Below are 14,660 nucleotides of genomic sequence, written 5' to 3'. Positions count from 1 at the left end.
GGCTGGGGTCGTGTCCCGTGACACGCCCTTCACGGTGCCCTGCTTCATCGAGGGTGCCTGGCAGGAGACCGCGGAGGCCGCCGAGCGGCAGGGCCCCTACCACCGCCACGTCGTGAGTATCGCTTCCCAGGCGGACGCCGCTCTCGTCGAGGTGGCGGTGAAAGCGGCGATCGCAGGCCGGGGCTCGGTGGCGACCCTGTCGCCGTCAGACCGCGCCGACATCCTGGAGCGCGCCGCGGACCTCACCGATCAGCGGTCGGACGAGATCGCCGAGCGCCTCGCGCTCGAACTGGGCAAGCCGGTGCGGGACGGGCGTGGTGAGGCTCTGCGGGTGGCGGCGACCTTCCGGATCGCGGCTGCCGAGACCCGTCGCCTCGGGGGCAGCGTGCTCCCGGCCGAGGGGTGGCCGCTCGGTCGCGGGAGCACGGTCCTGACGCGCAGCACGCCGGTGGGCGTGGTCCTGGCGATCACGCCGTTCAACGCACCGGCCAACCTGCTCGCGCACAAGCTCGCCGCGTCCTTCGCCGGCGGCAACTCAACGATCATCAAGTCGCCGCCGCAGGCGCCTGCCTCGACCGCAATCGTGGTCGAGATCGCCTTGGAGGCCGGTGTGCCGGCGGAGGCGATCCAGCTGCTGCACGGCGGTGCTGACATCGGGGCCCAGCTGTGTGCGGCACCGGGCATCGGCGCGGTCGCCTTCACCGGGTCAGCAGCCGCGGGTGCCGCCGTGGCGCGCGCCGCCGGACCGAAGCGGACCGTGCTCGAGCTGGGCGGCAACGCGGCCACGATCGTTCATGCGGACGCCGACGTCGCCAAGGCTGCGGCGGCGTGCGCCCGCACCGGCTACAGCAACTCGGGTCAGTCATGCATTTCGGTGCAGCGGGTCTATGTGCACAGCTCCCGCTTCGACGAGTTCGTGACGGCCTTCACGGGTCACGTCAACAACCTGGTGGTCGGGGATCCGCTGGATCCCGCCACCGAGGTCGGCTCCATGGTGGACGACCAGGCCGCGAGTCGGGTCGCCAGCTGGGTCGAGGAGGCGGTGGCAGAGGGAGGCACCGTCCCCACCGGGGGAGTCCGGTCCAACGCGACGGTCACCCCGGCCGTGGTCCTGAAGCCGCCGGCGAGTGCCAAGGTGGTGCGGGAGGAGATCTTCGGCCCGGCAGTCGTCGTCCTCGGCTACGACGACCTCGACCAGGTCGTCGAGGAGTGCAACGCCAGCCGCTACGGGTTGCAGGCCGGCCTGTTCACCCACGACGTGGGCACCATCTTCGACCTGTGGCGCCGCCTGGAGGTCGGCGCGCTCGTGATCAACGGCCCGTCCAATCACCGCCTCGATCACATCCCCTTCGGCGGGGTCAAGGACTCCGGTATCGGCCGTGAGTCGCCCGCCTTCATGATCGAGGACTTCATGACCACCTCCACCCTCCACCTTCGTGGCATCAGCCTGTGGAGCGAGTCGGAGATCAGCAGCGCACCGAATCGGACCGAGCGGGAGACCCCATGACCGTTGACCTCAGCCAGAACGCGTCCCAGTCCGTGACCGACGACTCCGCCCACTCCGGTGGGACGACCGCGGCCCACCAGCTCGTGCGCCAGCTCGAGGGCTACGGGGTGGAGTACATCTTCGGGCTGTGCGGCCACACCAATATCGCCTTCCTGGACGCGCTCGCCGACAGCTCCATCGAGTTCATCACCTTCCGCCACGAGCAGACGGCGGCGCACGCCGCCGACGGCTACGCCCGGGAGTCCGGCAAGCCTGGTGTGGTGCTGACCCACGTCGGCCCCGGGATGATGAACGCGGTGACCGGCGTGGCCAGCGCCGCGATGGACTCGGTGCCGCTGGTCGTGATCAGTGGTGACATCCCCTCCTACTACCGGGGGCGACACCCGCACCAGGAGGTCAACCTCCACAACGACGGGGACCAGGCCGCCATCTACCGCCCGTTCGTCAAGCGGGCGTGGACCGTCCACCGCGTCGAGGATCTGGGCCGCTTTGTCGAGCGGGCCTTCTGGACCGCCACCACCGGCCGGCCGGGCGCGACGCTGGTGAGCGTCCCGATGGACATGTTCTCCCGTGAGGGCAGCGGCGAGCAGCCGGTGCTGCCGCCGAGACCGCCCGCACAGGGCCTTGCCGAAGGGGTCGGCCGCCGGATCGCCGAGGCGCTCGCCGAGGCCGAGTCCCCGGTGCTCTATATCGGTGGCGGCGTGGGCTCACCCGAGGGCCGGGCGGCGGCTGTCGCGGTGGCAGAGCACCTCGACATCCCCATCGTCCATTCCCTCATGGCCAAGGGCGCCATCGCCGACAACCATCCGTTGGTGGCAGGGATGCCGGGCTTCTGGGGTGCGGAGCTGACCAACCGGCTCACTCGGGAGGCGGACCTGGTCCTCGCGGTGGGCACCCGGTTCGCCGAGACCGACGCCAGCTCCTGGGACGGCGAGTCGACCTGGGCCTTCCCGCCGAGCCGGCTCATCCAGATCGACCTCGACCCGGCGGAGATCGGCCGCAACTATCCCGTGGAGTTCGGGGTCGTGGGCGACGCGACGGAGGCGCTCCAGGCCGTGGCCGCAGCCCTGACCGACGTGGCGCCCGAGGGGCGGGACCGCCCGGAGCTACGTGAGCAGATCGCCACCAGCCGGGCCGAGGTGTTCTCCCGGATCAGCAGTGCGGCCGACTCGGACCAGATGCCGCTGCGGCCCCAGCGCATCCTGGCCGACCTACGCGCGACGGTCCCCGCCAATACCGTGCTCGTGACGGACGTGGGCTGGAACAAGAACGGCATCGCCCAGTGCTATGAGCTGCCCGCCGAGGGCCGTTTCATCACCCCCGGCGGCTCGTCCACGATGGGCTTCGGGCCTGCCGCCGCCCTCGGGGTGCAGGTCGCCTCGCCGGACCGTCCGGTGGTCGCGCTGATCGGTGACGGCGGGCTGAGTGCGCAGCTCGCGGCCCTGCCGACGGCGGCCGAGCAGGCGTTGCCGGTGATCTTCGTAGTGATGAACAACGCCTCCCACGGCACCATCTCCGACCTGCAGTCATCCAGCTACGGCCGCAGCTACGGCTGTGACTTCACGGGTCGTGATGGCCAGCCCTACTCGCCGGACTTCGCCGCACTGGGAGCCGCGTGCGGCCTGGACGGCTACCGCGTCGAGCACCCGGACGACCTGCAGAAACACCTCCAGAAGGCACTGGAGAACCGCCGACCGGCGGTCATCGACGTGCCGATGGTCAACGAGCCGGTGCCCACCCCGGGCCACTGGAACATCAAGGACATCTACCGAGGCGACTTCGCCTGAACCGCAGGGGCGTGGCTGACTCCCAGCCCCGCCACCACCGCCCACCGAAAGAGGAGTGCACCACAATGAAGTGTTCCACGCACCTGCGCGGCATCGCCGGGCTCAGCATCCTGGCGCTGACCCTGACAGCCTGCTCCGGCGACGGCGACGACAACTCACAGACCGACGGCGGCGATGCCGGCGGAGAGACCGTGAGCCTCTCCTTCGCGCACAGCTACGCCACCAACCACCCGCACCAGACCTGTGGTGCCGAGCTGGTCAAGGAGCAGGTCGAGTCGGCCGATGTCGGGCTCGAGATCGAGATCTTCCCCGACTCCAGCCTCGGTGGGCACGCCGAGCGCTTCGCCTCGGTCGTGTCCGGGGACATCGACATCGACATCCAGGGACCGTCCGAGATCTCCCAGACGTTCGAGCCCGTCGGCATCCTCGACGCCGCCTACGCGTTCGACGATGCCGACCACCTATTCGGGTTCTTCGAGTCCGAGGCCGGCGCGGAGCTGGGCGAGCAGATCATCGAGGGAAGCGGAGCCCGGATCCTCACGCCGTGGTACTTCGGGATGCGCCACTTCACCTCGAACACGCCGCTCACGACGCCGAGTGACTTCGAGGGTCTGCGGATGCGCTTCCCGGACACCCCGCAATTCCTGCAGAACGCGGAGGCCCTGGGCGCCTCCCCGACGTCGGTCGCCTTCGAGGAGGTCTACATCTCGCTGCAGCAGGGCGTCGTGGACGGCCAGGAGAACCCGATCCCGACCATCGACTCACTGGCGCTCCCCGAGGTCCAGTCCCACCTGAACCTCACCGGCCACATGGTCGGCATCCACATGATCGTGGTCAACGAGGAGAAGTGGCAGTCCCTCAACGAGGACCAGCAGGAGGTGCTGCAGTCAACCTTCGAGGAGGTCCGCGACACCAACCGCGGCTGCATCGAGGATGCGGAGAACGAGCTGGTCCAGCAGTGGGGTGACGAGGGCACCATGGAGATCGTCGAGCCGGACGTCGACGCATTCCGCGCCAAGGCCGAGGAGTTCTTCACCACCGAGCTCGAGGGTGACAAGCTCGAGCTCTACCAGACGATCCGCGACCAGGCCTGACAGCATCCCGCCGCGGGAGGGTCACACGAGGCCTCCCGCGGCGGAGTCACGCCACCGCCCGACATACTGCCGTGAGGAGTCACGCATGACCGCGCCCGTCCAGGGACCCGGCACCAGGAGTATCCCGCGCAGACTCGTGCGCATCCTCGACCTCGCCGAGCAGGCGGTGGGTGCCGTGTGTCTCGGCGTGATCCTGGTGCTCGTCATGATCCAGGTCGTCCAGCGGATCGCCGGGGGCGCGAGCTGGGTGTGGACCGGGGAGATCGCGAAGTACGCCATGGTGTGGCTCACGTTCGTCCTGGCCGCACACCTGCTGCGGACCAACGGACACCTCGGGATGGACGTCATCGAGCAGTGGTTGACCCCCCGCGGTGAACGCATCATGACCCGCATCACCGACATTCTCATCGCGGTGTCCTGCTGGGGTCTGGTCTGGGCCGGCTGGGGTCTGCTCAACGCCCCCTTCCTCGGCTCGTCGCCCGCCGCCGGTGTGCCACTGGTTCTCGTGTATGCCGGGCCGGTCGCCGGGCTGATCCTCGTCGCGCTGACCGCCACGTGGTTCGCGGCCTTTGGCCGTGGGGTCGAGGCCGACGTCGAGAGCCAGCTAGAGGGGCAGTACCCGGAAGGAGTTCTCTGAGATGGCCATGATCCTGCTCGGCGTCACCGTGCTGGCCCTGCTGCTGCTCCGGGTGCCCGTCGCCTTCGCGATCCTCGGACCGTCAGTGGTGTATCTGGTCGCCACCGGATCCTCACTGGAGCTGGGGCTGCGCACGGCCATCAACGGCGTGGACAGCTGGCCGCTGCTGGCCGTCCCTCTCTTCGTCCTGCTGGGTGTGATCGCCAACCACGCCGGCATCGCCGACCGACTCTTCGACTTCGCCCTGGCCCTGTTCGGGCGGGTCCGGGGTGGTCTGGCCTACGTCAATATCGGCTCCAGCGTCGGCTTCTCCTGGATGAGCGGATCCGCCCTGGCCGACGCAGCCGGCCTCGGGACGGTCCAGGTCCCCGCGATGCAGCGAGAGGGCTACCCAACTCGGTTCGCCGTCGGCCTCACCGGCGCGTCCAGCCTGATCTCGCCGGTGATGCCGCCGAGCATCCCTGCGGTGGTCTTCGCCTCGGTCGCGGGTGTCTCGACCGGTGCGCTGTTCGCGGCCTCGGTTCTGCCCGCCTTCCTGATCGCCTTCGGCCTGGTGGTCTGTGTGTGGTTGTGGAGTCGGCGACAGACCTTCCTGAAGACACGGGCCTTCCGCTGGCAGGCGGTGCTGGAGACCGGCAAACGGGCCATCGCCGGGCTGCTGACTCCCGTCGTGGTGATCGGCGGCATCCTGACCGGCGCGTTCACCCCGACCGAGGCCGCAGCCGTGGGCTGCGTCTACATGCTGATCCTCGGGTTTGCCTACCGCACCCTGACGATCCGTGACCTGGCGCCCGTGCTGCGCAACGCGGCCGTGACGTCGGCGGCGATCATGATCATCATCGGCGCGACCTCGCTGCTCGGGTGGATCCTGGCCAAGGAGCGGGTCCCGGGCACCATCGCGCAGTGGATGACGGACCTCACGGACAGTCCGACGGTCTTCCTGTTCCTGGCCGTCGCACTGCTGATCGTCCTGGGGGCGATCATGGAGCCGACGTCGGCGCTGGTCCTCAGCGTGCCGATCCTGCTCCCCGTGGCCAAGTCCTTCGGCATCGACCCGATCCACTTCGGTGTGATCGTGGTCCTCACCCTCATGATCGGTCTGCTGACACCTCCGGTGGGGCCGGTGGCGTTCGTGCTGAGCTCAGTCACCAAGATCCCGGTGCGGGAGGTCTTCCGAGGACTGATGCCCTTCATGATCCCGCTGATCACCGTGGTGATCCTGCTCGTGCTCTTCCCCAGCCTGATCTGGCTCCCCGGCCTGTGAGGGTGGCGGGCCACCCGTTCAGTTGAAGATGTTGAGCCCCTGGACCACGAGGTCCAGCAGGTCCATCCCGTTCCACCAGGACTTTCGGGACTGCGCCCCGTCCTGGTAACTCCTCATCGGACGGGACCGGGACGCGACCTCGGCTGCGCGGGCGGCCGTGACGTCGGTGGGCTCCTCGGACACGGCCATCCCGACGATGTCCAGGTGGTGGAGCAGCGCGACGAGCGCAGCGTCATGATCGGTGGCGTCCCGCCCCTCGACCAGCACCTCGCGCAGCCGCTGCCGCACGGCGGCCTCCGGGTGCGGGTCCTTGGGCAGGTGCACGCCAGGCGCCCACACCTCGGCGTCCCTGAGCACACCTCGGGCGACCAGGCGGGTCAGGATCGCCTCGAGTAGGTCCTCGGCGGCCAGCTTCTCCACGGCGGCCACCGGCGTCAGGGCGGTCGCGCCCTGCGCGGCAAGATCCAGCAGCTGGTCGCCCGTGCCGGTGGTGCGCTGCAGAGCAAACTTCTCGCCCTCGACCGCGAGTGCCCCGCTCAGCGTCAGCTCGAAGACGAGCGCGAGGGCCACCCCGCGGGCCATGTCGTCCGAGGCCACCTCGCAGTGGCCGGCCTCGTCATCCATGCAGAGCAGCACCAGCTCCTCGGCCAGCAGCAGCGTCATCGTGTCCTCCCCGTGTCAGGTCCTCGTGCGACGGCCCGGTCGAGGCAGCGGTTCCGCAGGAGAATATGCCGGTGCGCTTGAATGCTGGCATGCTCCGCTTCCCCGCACCCCTGCAGCCCGGCGACCGTATCGGCGTGACCAGCCCGTCCAGCGGCGTGCCCGCCGCCCTGCGACCGCGCCTGGAATTCGCCGTCGGGTGGCTGCGGGACCGCGGCTACGACGTGGTCGTCGGCGAGTGCATGGACGGCGACGACTCGCACGTGAGCGCCCCCGCGGTGGAGCGGGCGGATGAGCTGCAGCGGATGCTGACCGATCCGGGGATCCGGGCGGTCGTGCCGCCGTGGGGCGGAGAGACCGGCATCGACCTGGTCGACCTCCTCGACTGGGACCTGATCGCGGAGGCCGAGCCGACCTGGCTGGTCGGCTTCAGCGACCTGAGCACGCTGCTGGTGCCGCTGACCGTCCGCGCCGGCTGGGCAAGCCTGCACGGTGCCAACCTGATGGACACCCCGTATGCCGCGGCGCCGGGCCTCGCGCACTGGACCGACCTGGCCTCGGCCACGGGCCCGGTCCGGCAGGAGCAGAGCGGTGTCTACCGGACCGGCGCCTTTGACGACTGGGAGGCGGACCCCGGCCCCACGACATACTCCCTGGAGGGGCGGGGCGCCTGGGAGGTGGCGGACGACGACGAGGTGGAGGTGTCAGGACGGCTGATCGGTGGCTGCCTGGAGACGGTGGCCAACCTCGCCGGGACGCCGTGCGGTGACGTGCCGGGGTTCGGTCGGCAGTATGCCGAGGAGGGGCTGATCGTGTATCTCGAGGCGGCCGAGGCGCCGGCGTGGGAGGTGTGCCGCCGCTTGCACGGGCTGCGGCTGGCGGGGTGGTTCGGGCACGCGAACGCGATCCTCATCGGGCGCACGGAGGCGCCTGCCTCCGGTGAGTTCACCCAGCGTGAGGCGGTGCTCGACGCGCTCGGCGACCTCGATGTGCCGATCGTCTTCGACGTGGAGTGCGGGCACGTCCCGCCCTACCTGCCGCTGGTGAACGGGGCTCTCGCGCACCTGACAGCGACCGACAACGAGCGGTCGATCGTGCAGGAGCTGGGGAAGTAGGCACCCGCAGAGAACTGCCTCGCTAGGGTTTCGGTCGTGACAGCTGACGGCACGTCCGACAACCGACTCGACAGCTTCCCTGTGCGCGCTCAGGTGCCGACCAGGTGGGCGGACAACGACATGTACGGACACCTCAACAACGCGGTGTACTACCAGCTCTTCGACACGGTGATCAACGGCTGGCTCGCCGAGCGCGTCGGCGGTTCGCCGGCGGATGCGCAGATCCAGGGCGTCGTGGCCGAGTCGTCGTGCCGGTTCCTGGCCGAGGTGGGATTCCCGGATCCCGTGATCGTGGGCCTGCGCGTGGAGCGGCTGGGGACGAGCAGCGTCACCTATGCCTTGGGGCTGTTCCGGGACGAGACCGAGCCGGTGCTCGCAGCGCTGGGGCGGTGGGTGCATGTCTACGTCGATGCGAAGGCCAGGCGGAGCGTGCCGATCCCGCCCCAGATCCGTGCAGCGCTGACCACCTTGCTCGCGACGGACGGCACGTCCCAGAGCACGGAGCAGGCATGAGGATCAGAGGCGCGGTGCTCGAGGAGATCGGGCGCCCGCGACCGTATGCCGAGTCGCAACCGATGACGGTGTCGGACCTGGATCTCGCTCCCCCGCGTGACTCCGAGCTCCTGGTGCGGGTCCAGGCCGCTGGCGTGTGCCACTCCGACCTCTCGGTCGTGGACGGGAACCGGGTGCGACCGGTCCCGATGCTGCTCGGTCATGAGGCCTCGGGTGTCGTGGAGGCAGTCGGCGCGGACGTTTCGGACATCGGGCCAGGCCAGCGGGTCATCATGACCTTCCTACCCCGCTGCGGCGATTGTGCGCCCTGCCAGACCGGTGGGCGGGTCCCCTGCGTGGCGGGGAGCACCTCGAACAACGCCGGCGAGCTCCTGGCGGGCGGTGGCCGGCTCTCACGAGCGGGCGAGGAGATTAAGCATCACCTCGGTGTCTCCGGCTTCGCGACGCACTGTGTCGTCGACCGCCGGTCCGTGGTCCCGGTGGACGATGACGTGCCGCCGGAGGTGGCGGCGGTCCTTGGCTGCGCGGTCCTCACCGGCGGCGGGGCGCTCATCAACGCCGCACGCCCTGAGTCGGGCCAGACCGTCGCCGTGGTCGGGCTCGGCGGGGTCGGGATGGCGGCGCTGATCACCGCCGTCGGGCTCGAGGGATGCACGGTCATCGGGGTCGACGGGCTCCGCGACAAGCTCGACACCGCGACCCGGCTGGGAGCCGACCAGGTGTTCACCCCCGCCGAGTTCGCTGAGGCGGGCACGCGGGCCGACGTGGTGATCGAGGCCGCGGGCTCGGCCAGGGCCTTCGAGGCGGCCGTCGCGGCCACGGCTCCGGGTGGGGTGACCGTGACCGTGGGTCTGCCGTCGCCCGAGGCTCGCTCCTCGATCTCCCCGCTGGGCCTGGTGGCCGAGGGGCGGACCATCATCGGCAGCTATCTCGGCTCGGCGGTGCCCGAGCGAGACATCCCCGTCTTCATCGACCTGTGGCGGCGCGGCCGGTTGCCGGTGCAGGAACTGATCTCCTCGGTGATCGGGCTCGAGGACCTCAACAGCGCGATGGACGCGCTGGCCGACGGGAAGGCCGTGCGCCAGGTGATGCTCTTCCCGGCGGACGGCTAGTCAGTCCACCGGGCCACCGGCGACGTAGATGACCTGGCCGGAGATGAAACCGGCCTCCTCGCTGGCCAGGAAGGCGGCCAGGGCGGCCACGTCCTCGGGCTGGCCGACCCGGCCGACCGGGATCTGAGCCTGGGAGGCGGCGATGAACTCCTCGAACTCTAGGCCCAGCCGCTGGGCCGTGGCGCGCGTCATGTCGGTCTGGATGAAGCCAGGCGCGATCGCGTTGGCGGTGACGCCGAACTTGCCCAGCTCCAGCGCCAGGGTCTTGGTCAGACCCTGCAGCCCCGCCTTGGCGGTCGCGTAGTTCGACTGGCCGCGGTTGCCAAGGGCAGAGGTCGACGACAGCGAGATGACCCGTCCCCACGTCGCTGCCACCATGTGCTCCTGCACCGCGCGGGTCATCAGGAAGCTACCGCGGAGGTGGACCGCCATGACGGTCTCCCAGTCCTCGAGGCTCATCCGGAACAGCAGGTTGTCCCGCAGGACGCCGGCGTTGTTGACCAGGATCGTCGGGTTGCCCAACTCCTCGACGACCCGGGAGACGGCGCCCTGCACCGAGGTCTCGTCCGCGACGTCGACGTGGACGCCGAGGGCCGTGCCGCCCGCGGACGAAATCTCCGCGGCCACGGCGGCCGCGCCGTCGCCGTCGCGGTCCAGCGCGGCCACCGCGACGCCGTTCCGGGCCAGGCGCCCGGCCACGGCCGCGCCGATACCGCGTGCGGCTCCGGTCACGATCGCGACCCGCTCTGTCTGTACCATGTCCCTCTCCTTTGGGTGTGGTTCTGCTCGGTTCTCGGGTCAGACGCCGCCGTAGCCTGTCCAGCCCCCGTCGACATAGAGGGTGCTGCCGGTGACGAAGCTCGCGCGCTCGGAGCACACGAACGAGACGGCGTCGGCGACCTCGTCGACGTGGGCCAGGCGCCCCATCGGTGTCCGGCGGACCACCGCGGCCGCGTCGAAGCCACCGTCCTCCATGGCGACGCGGACGTGGTCGGTCTCGGTGTAGCCGGGGGCGACGGCCACCACGCGCACCCCGTCGGGGGCCCACTCGGTGGCGAGGGTCTTGGTCAGACCGATGAGGCCGTGCTTGCTGGTGACATAGGCCGCACGTCGACTTACGGACATCCCTGAGTAGACGGAGCCGATGTTGACGATGACGCCGCCCCCGTGGCGGGTCATCCGGGGATGGGCGCACTGGGCGGCCACGAACGGGGCGGTCAGGTTCAGGGTCAGCACTCGGTTCCAGTGCCGCAACGGCACCGAGGTCGAGTCGGCTATGGAGGCCATGCCGGCGTTGTTGACCAGTGCGTCGAGCCGCTCGAACCGCGCGTCGAACTGCGTGAACAGGTCCTCGATCTCCTCCGGCCTGGACAGATCGGCGGCGAAGCCGTGAGCGGTGCCACCGTTGTCCCGGATCCACCCGACCGTCGCGCTGGTGCGCTCCTCGGCCCGGGCGACGACCGCGACGGCGAAGCCCTCCCGGGACAGTCGTTTCGCGATCGCCGCTCCGATCCCCGTGCTCGATCCGGTGACCACGGCTACCCGTGCCATGTCGTCGCTGACCATCTCCACCTCTTTCTTCCGCGCGCCCGTGGGCCGGGAGCGCTATCGCAGGGCGCTGCTCCTGATGAGACCTTCCTGGGTCACGGTGCAGACGAGGCGGCCGTCCTGTCGGTAGACGTGCCCGCGGGCCAGACCGGTCCGCGCCGTCCCGGCCGAGGAGAACTGGTCGAAGAGCAGCCACTCCGAGACGTCGGGCTCGGCGTGGAACCACATGGAGTGATCCAGCGACGCCACGTTCTGGGCCCCCGGCATGACGGTGCCCCACCGCGCGGTCAGGACCGGGTCGAGGATCGTCTGGTCGCTGGCGTAGGCGAGCAGGCAGCGCTGCATCAGCGGGTCGTCCGGGACGTCACCGCGGGCCCGCACCCAGACCTGGCTACGGGGACCTGGGTCCTGCCCGCCGTCGGCGGCCAGGCGCGGGGGGATGCCGGGGTAGTGCAGGTCGAAAGGACGGGGGCGCACGAACCAGCCTTCCCACTCGTCGGCGTACGGGGCGAGCTGCTCCTGGACGGGGGAGAGTCCCTCCGGCCCGGGGGCCTGCGGCATCGGATCGTGACTGGTGGTCTCCGGCCAACCGGGCCCGCCGGTCATCATGAGCTCGAGGATCGTCTCGCCCTCCTGGGACACCACGACGCTGCGCGCTGACAGGGCACCGCCGTCCCGGTGCCGGACGACCGAGAAGTCAAGCGGCCGGGTGAAGTCGCCCGGTCGAATGAAGTAGGCGTGCAGGCTCTGCGGCAGTCGTCCTTCAGGAAGGGTCCGGCCCGCTGCCAGCAGCGCCTGCGCCAGGACCTGGCCGCCGAACACCCGGGTGCTCACCGGGTGCGGCCGGGGCGCGTGGCCCCGGAAGGCGTCGGGGCCGGCCTGGTCGAGCCGGAGGTCCTGGACCACCGTCGAGACGTCCATCCCACTCCTTCCTCACTGTCGTGGGCCATGAGCATACGTTAATGTATACACATAATCAGCGACAGCCTACTCAGAGCGGATGACAGCATGAAGACTTTCGACAGCGCGCAGTCCCTGCTCGATGCCGTGGGGGAGGAGCTCGGCACGAGCTCCTGGCTCACCGTCGACCAGGACCGGGTGAACGAGTTCGCCAGTGCCACCGGTGACCACCAGTGGATCCACGTCGACGTCGAGCGGGCGAAGGAAGGGCCGTTCAGCGGGACCATCATCCACGGCTACCTGACCCTCTCCCTGCTGGTCCCCCTCATGAAGGAGACCTTCCAGGTCAGCGGTCACCGGATGGCCCTGAACTACGGGCTCGACAAGGTGCGCTTCCCGGCCCCCGCCCCGGTGGGCAGCCGCCTGCGTGTCACCACCTCGGTCCACGAGGCACGGGAGGTGTCCGGCGGCGTGCAGGTCACGTGGCGCGCGACGGTGGTCGCGGAGGGCGTGGACAAGCCGGTCTGCGTCGCAGAACCGGTGACGCGCTACTACTTCTGATGCCCGTGGGTGCTGCGGGCGCGCCGGTGCCCCGCAGCCTGCTCCAGATCGCCGTGGACCGGGTCTTCGGTCCATTCTTCGTGGGCAAGCTGCTGGCGAACGTCGGCATCTGGATCTTCAACATCGCCACAGTGATCCTGATCTTCGACAGCACCGGCTCCCCGCTGCTGGTCGGCCTGGTGAGCGTCATGCTGTTCGCCCCGCAGGTGCTCCTGGTCGCGGTCAGCGGCGCCGTCGCGGACCGGGCGAACCGCAAACTCCAACTGCTCACCGGTCGGCTGCTCTGCATCGCCGGCACCCTCACCATCTGGCTCCTGCTGTGGGTGGGTGGTGAGTCGCCGCCGACCTGGGCGGTCATGGCGGCCGTTGCCACGGTGGGCGTGGGTTTCACAGTCGGCGGCCCCGCCATGCAGGCGATGTTGCCCTCCTTGGTGCGCGCCGGGGAGACGCCGAAGGCGGTCGCGCTGGACAACTTCTCGTTCGCGATCGGCCGCGCCTTCGGTCCGGCCGTCGGGGGAGTCATGGCGGTGACCGTCGGGCTGACCTGGGCCTTCGCTGTGAGCACAGTGCTCCACGTCGTCTTCGGTGTCGTGGTCGCGACCCTACCCTCCGGCGACCACCCGCGCGGCGCGGCTAACGACACCTCGATCCGCGCCGGTCTCGCCTACGTCGCCAGGCGGCCGGCGATCGCCGCCGTGCTCCTGGGAGTCACGGCGATCGGCATAGGTGCCGACCCGGCGATCACCCTGGCGCCGAGCCTGGCGGGCCAGGTCGGTGGGGGTGCCGACCTGGTGGGCACGTTCGCCTCGGCGTTCGGGCTGGGTGCCTTCGTGGCCTTCTTCCCGCAGTCGCTCCTCACCCGCCGTCTGGGGAGCGAGCGACTGGCCAGCCTCGGGCTGCTGTGTCTGGCGGCGGGCGCGCTCGTCCTGATCTTCGCCACCGCGACCTGGCTGGCGGTGCTCGCCTTCGGGCTGGCTGGGATGGGCATGACCCTCGCGCTCACGGCGCTGGGAACCGAACTGTACGCGCGCGTCCCGAGCGCCTTCCGCGGCAGGGTTATGGCGCTGTGGCTCCTGGGATTCATGGGGTCCAGGCCGCTCGCCGCCGGCCTGAACGGCGTGCTCGCTGACGTCCTGTCCGTCGGGGCTGCGCTCGCGGTCACCGCAGTGCTCGTGCTCGGCGCGGCCTGGGCGTGCCGGCCGGCAGTCCTGCGCGAACCGTCCGATGGGGTCGAGCCTGGTGCCGCCGACTCAGCGGCGGCGTGATCGGCCGAGACGTTCGATCGCGAGGCGCTCGGTGCCCTTGCGGTGCTCGTCGGTCACCCGGATCAGCTCCTCGACGTCCTCGTCACGCACGGCGTCGATGATGAGACCGTGCTCGTGCAGGACCTGCAGGGCGGTCGGTGCCTCGTGCAGGTAGAGCGACCGGTAGAAGCCAGAGCGGTACCAGAGGCGGTCCACCTCCTCGCGGACCAGGCGCAGTGGGGAGGCGTCGAAGAGGTGGAAGTGGAAGTCGTGGTTGATGGCCTGGTAGGTCTCGGGCTCTGTCGCAGCGTCCACTTTGCGCAGCCGCTCGTTGATCTCGTGCAGGTGATCGGCCTGCTGCGGCCCGAGCGGGGCGCTCCGCAGGAGCTCGGTCTCGAGGAGGCGGCGCATCAGGTAGAGCTCGGTCAGATCCTCGCTGCTGAAGCGGGAGACCTGGTAGCCAGAGTTCGGTCGGTGGGTCAGCACCCCCTCGGCCTGGAGTCGGGACAGCGCCTCGCGCAGCGGGATGCGGCTGACTGAGAGCTGGGCCGCCAGGTCCGCCTGGTGCACCTTCTCGCCGGGCAGGAGCTCGCCGGTCAAGATCATGTTGCGCACCTCGACCAGGCACCGCTCCACGCTGGAGGTGCCAGTCTGCTCTGTGGCTTCGCCGACGGTCATCGCACTTCCTCGTCTCCTGTTGTCAGGCAACAGCAACGTA

The 14,660-nt window shown here is 70.0% G+C and carries 15 protein-coding genes; 10 read left to right on the top strand and 5 right to left on the bottom strand.

Annotation, left to right across the window (positions count from 1 at the left end; genetic code table 11):
• Positions 1 to 10 precede the first annotated feature (10 nt).
• From MWU75_RS07870 to MWU75_RS07850, 5 genes are all read left to right on the top strand, one after another.
• Positions 11 to 1,507 carry an aldehyde dehydrogenase family protein gene (locus MWU75_RS07870; RefSeq protein ID WP_247089447.1) on the top strand — a complete coding sequence of 499 codons (1,497 nt, stop codon included), beginning with the start codon at positions 11 to 13 and terminating at the stop codon, positions 1,505 to 1,507.
• Positions 1,504 to 3,294 carry a thiamine pyrophosphate-binding protein gene (locus MWU75_RS07865; protein WP_247089445.1) on the top strand — a complete coding sequence of 597 codons (1,791 nt, stop codon included), beginning with the start codon at positions 1,504 to 1,506 and terminating at the stop codon, positions 3,292 to 3,294. Before MWU75_RS07870 ends, MWU75_RS07865 begins: the two co-directional genes overlap by 4 nt.
• A 65-nt stretch (positions 3,295 to 3,359) precedes the next feature.
• Positions 3,360 to 4,388 (top strand): DctP family TRAP transporter solute-binding subunit, encoded by a 1,029-nt coding sequence (locus MWU75_RS07860; protein ID WP_247089443.1) that lies wholly within the window; start codon positions 3,360 to 3,362, stop codon positions 4,386 to 4,388.
• 85 nt (positions 4,389 to 4,473) lie between these two features.
• Positions 4,474 to 5,025 (top strand): TRAP transporter small permease, encoded by a 552-nt coding sequence (locus tag MWU75_RS07855; RefSeq protein ID WP_247089441.1) that lies wholly within the window; start codon positions 4,474 to 4,476, stop codon positions 5,023 to 5,025.
• A gap of 1 nt (position 5,026) precedes the next feature.
• Positions 5,027 to 6,289 (top strand): TRAP transporter large permease, encoded by a 1,263-nt coding sequence (locus MWU75_RS07850; protein WP_247089439.1) that lies wholly within the window; start codon positions 5,027 to 5,029, stop codon positions 6,287 to 6,289.
• Positions 6,290 to 6,307: 18 nt separating this feature from the next.
• On the opposite strand, the gene MWU75_RS07845 is transcribed toward MWU75_RS07850, so the two are convergent.
• Positions 6,308 to 6,952: a GPP34 family phosphoprotein gene (locus MWU75_RS07845; RefSeq protein WP_247089437.1), complete on the bottom strand. Its 645-nt coding sequence runs from the start codon at positions 6,950 to 6,952 to the stop codon at positions 6,308 to 6,310.
• 89 nt (positions 6,953 to 7,041) lie between these two features.
• On the opposite strand from MWU75_RS07845, the gene MWU75_RS07840 reads away from it, so the two are divergent.
• The 3 genes from MWU75_RS07840 to MWU75_RS07830 are packed head-to-tail and all read left to right on the top strand — an operon-like array spanning position 7,042 to position 9,689.
• Positions 7,042 to 8,064 carry a S66 peptidase family protein gene (locus MWU75_RS07840; RefSeq protein ID WP_247089435.1) on the top strand — a complete coding sequence of 341 codons (1,023 nt, stop codon included), beginning with the start codon at positions 7,042 to 7,044 and terminating at the stop codon, positions 8,062 to 8,064.
• A 36-nt stretch (positions 8,065 to 8,100) separates the two neighbouring features.
• Positions 8,101 to 8,577, top strand: a complete 477-nt coding sequence (locus MWU75_RS07835; protein ID WP_247089433.1) for a thioesterase family protein — start codon at positions 8,101 to 8,103, stop codon at positions 8,575 to 8,577.
• Complete coding sequence (locus MWU75_RS07830; RefSeq protein ID WP_247089431.1) at positions 8,574 to 9,689, top strand: alcohol dehydrogenase catalytic domain-containing protein; 1,116 nt, start codon at positions 8,574 to 8,576, stop codon at positions 9,687 to 9,689. Before MWU75_RS07835 ends, MWU75_RS07830 begins: the two co-directional genes overlap by 4 nt.
• On the opposite strand, the gene fabG is transcribed toward MWU75_RS07830, so the two are convergent.
• Genes fabG through MWU75_RS07815 form a run of 3 tightly spaced genes read right to left on the bottom strand, consistent with a single transcriptional unit; the run spans position 9,690 to position 12,158 of the window.
• Complete coding sequence (gene fabG, locus MWU75_RS07825) at positions 9,690 to 10,448, bottom strand: 3-oxoacyl-ACP reductase FabG (protein ID WP_247089429.1); 759 nt, start codon at positions 10,446 to 10,448, stop codon at positions 9,690 to 9,692. It abuts the gene before it with no gap.
• Between the two features lie 39 nt (positions 10,449 to 10,487).
• Entirely contained in the window at positions 10,488 to 11,255 is a 768-nt protein-coding gene (locus MWU75_RS07820; RefSeq protein WP_247089427.1) for an SDR family oxidoreductase, read from the bottom strand.
• A gap of 39 nt (positions 11,256 to 11,294) precedes the next feature.
• On the bottom strand, positions 11,295 to 12,158 hold the full coding sequence (locus MWU75_RS07815) for an acyl-CoA thioesterase domain-containing protein (protein WP_247089425.1): 864 nt from the start codon (positions 12,156 to 12,158) through the stop codon (positions 11,295 to 11,297).
• A gap of 87 nt (positions 12,159 to 12,245) precedes the next feature.
• On the opposite strand from MWU75_RS07815, the gene MWU75_RS07810 reads away from it, so the two are divergent.
• Entirely contained in the window at positions 12,246 to 12,698 is a 453-nt protein-coding gene (locus tag MWU75_RS07810) for a MaoC family dehydratase (RefSeq protein WP_247089423.1), read from the top strand.
• Complete coding sequence (locus MWU75_RS07805; RefSeq protein WP_247089422.1) at positions 12,698 to 13,963, top strand: MFS transporter; 1,266 nt, start codon at positions 12,698 to 12,700, stop codon at positions 13,961 to 13,963. Before MWU75_RS07810 ends, MWU75_RS07805 begins: the two co-directional genes overlap by 1 nt.
• On the opposite strand, the gene MWU75_RS07800 is transcribed toward MWU75_RS07805, so the two are convergent.
• Positions 13,949 to 14,620, bottom strand: coding sequence for a GntR family transcriptional regulator (locus tag MWU75_RS07800; protein ID WP_247089421.1), 672 nt, complete (start codon positions 14,618 to 14,620; stop codon positions 13,949 to 13,951). The two genes, MWU75_RS07805 and MWU75_RS07800, sit on opposite strands and share 15 nt — an antisense overlap.
• Positions 14,621 to 14,660 lie beyond the last annotated feature (40 nt).

This window comes from Ornithinimicrobium sp. F0845 (assembly GCF_023015765.1).
In the GTDB taxonomy this organism is placed as follows: Bacteria; Actinomycetota; Actinomycetes; order Actinomycetales; family Dermatophilaceae; genus Ornithinicoccus.
This window is presented reverse-complemented; position numbering and strand designations above follow the sequence as displayed.

What these genes read in the sequence shown, in the direction of transcription:
- MWU75_RS07850 (WP_247089439.1), top strand. Translation starts at nt 5,027, where the DNA reads ATGGCCATGATCCTGCTCGGCGTCACCGTGCTGGCCCTGCTGCTGCTC.
- MWU75_RS07860 (WP_247089443.1), top strand. Translation starts at nt 3,360, where the DNA reads ATGAAGTGTTCCACGCACCTGCGCGGCATCGCCGGGCTCAGCATCCTG.
- MWU75_RS07800 (WP_247089421.1), bottom strand. Translation starts at nt 14,620, where the DNA reads ATGACCGTCGGCGAAGCCACAGAGCAGACTGGCACCTCCAGCGTGGAG.
- MWU75_RS07855 (WP_247089441.1), top strand. Translation starts at nt 4,474, where the DNA reads ATGACCGCGCCCGTCCAGGGACCCGGCACCAGGAGTATCCCGCGCAGA.
- MWU75_RS07845 (WP_247089437.1), bottom strand. Translation starts at nt 6,952, where the DNA reads ATGACGCTGCTGCTGGCCGAGGAGCTGGTGCTGCTCTGCATGGATGAC.
- MWU75_RS07820 (WP_247089427.1), bottom strand. Translation starts at nt 11,255, where the DNA reads ATGGTCAGCGACGACATGGCACGGGTAGCCGTGGTCACCGGATCGAGC.
- MWU75_RS07865 (WP_247089445.1), top strand. Translation starts at nt 1,504, where the DNA reads ATGACCGTTGACCTCAGCCAGAACGCGTCCCAGTCCGTGACCGACGAC.
- MWU75_RS07805 (WP_247089422.1), top strand. Translation starts at nt 12,698, where the DNA reads ATGCCCGTGGGTGCTGCGGGCGCGCCGGTGCCCCGCAGCCTGCTCCAG.
- MWU75_RS07810 (WP_247089423.1), top strand. Translation starts at nt 12,246, where the DNA reads ATGAAGACTTTCGACAGCGCGCAGTCCCTGCTCGATGCCGTGGGGGAG.
- MWU75_RS07840 (WP_247089435.1), top strand. Translation starts at nt 7,042, where the DNA reads ATGCTCCGCTTCCCCGCACCCCTGCAGCCCGGCGACCGTATCGGCGTG.
- MWU75_RS07815 (WP_247089425.1), bottom strand. Translation starts at nt 12,158, where the DNA reads ATGGACGTCTCGACGGTGGTCCAGGACCTCCGGCTCGACCAGGCCGGC.
- MWU75_RS07830 (WP_247089431.1), top strand. Translation starts at nt 8,574, where the DNA reads ATGAGGATCAGAGGCGCGGTGCTCGAGGAGATCGGGCGCCCGCGACCG.
- fabG (WP_247089429.1), bottom strand. Translation starts at nt 10,448, where the DNA reads ATGGTACAGACAGAGCGGGTCGCGATCGTGACCGGAGCCGCACGCGGT.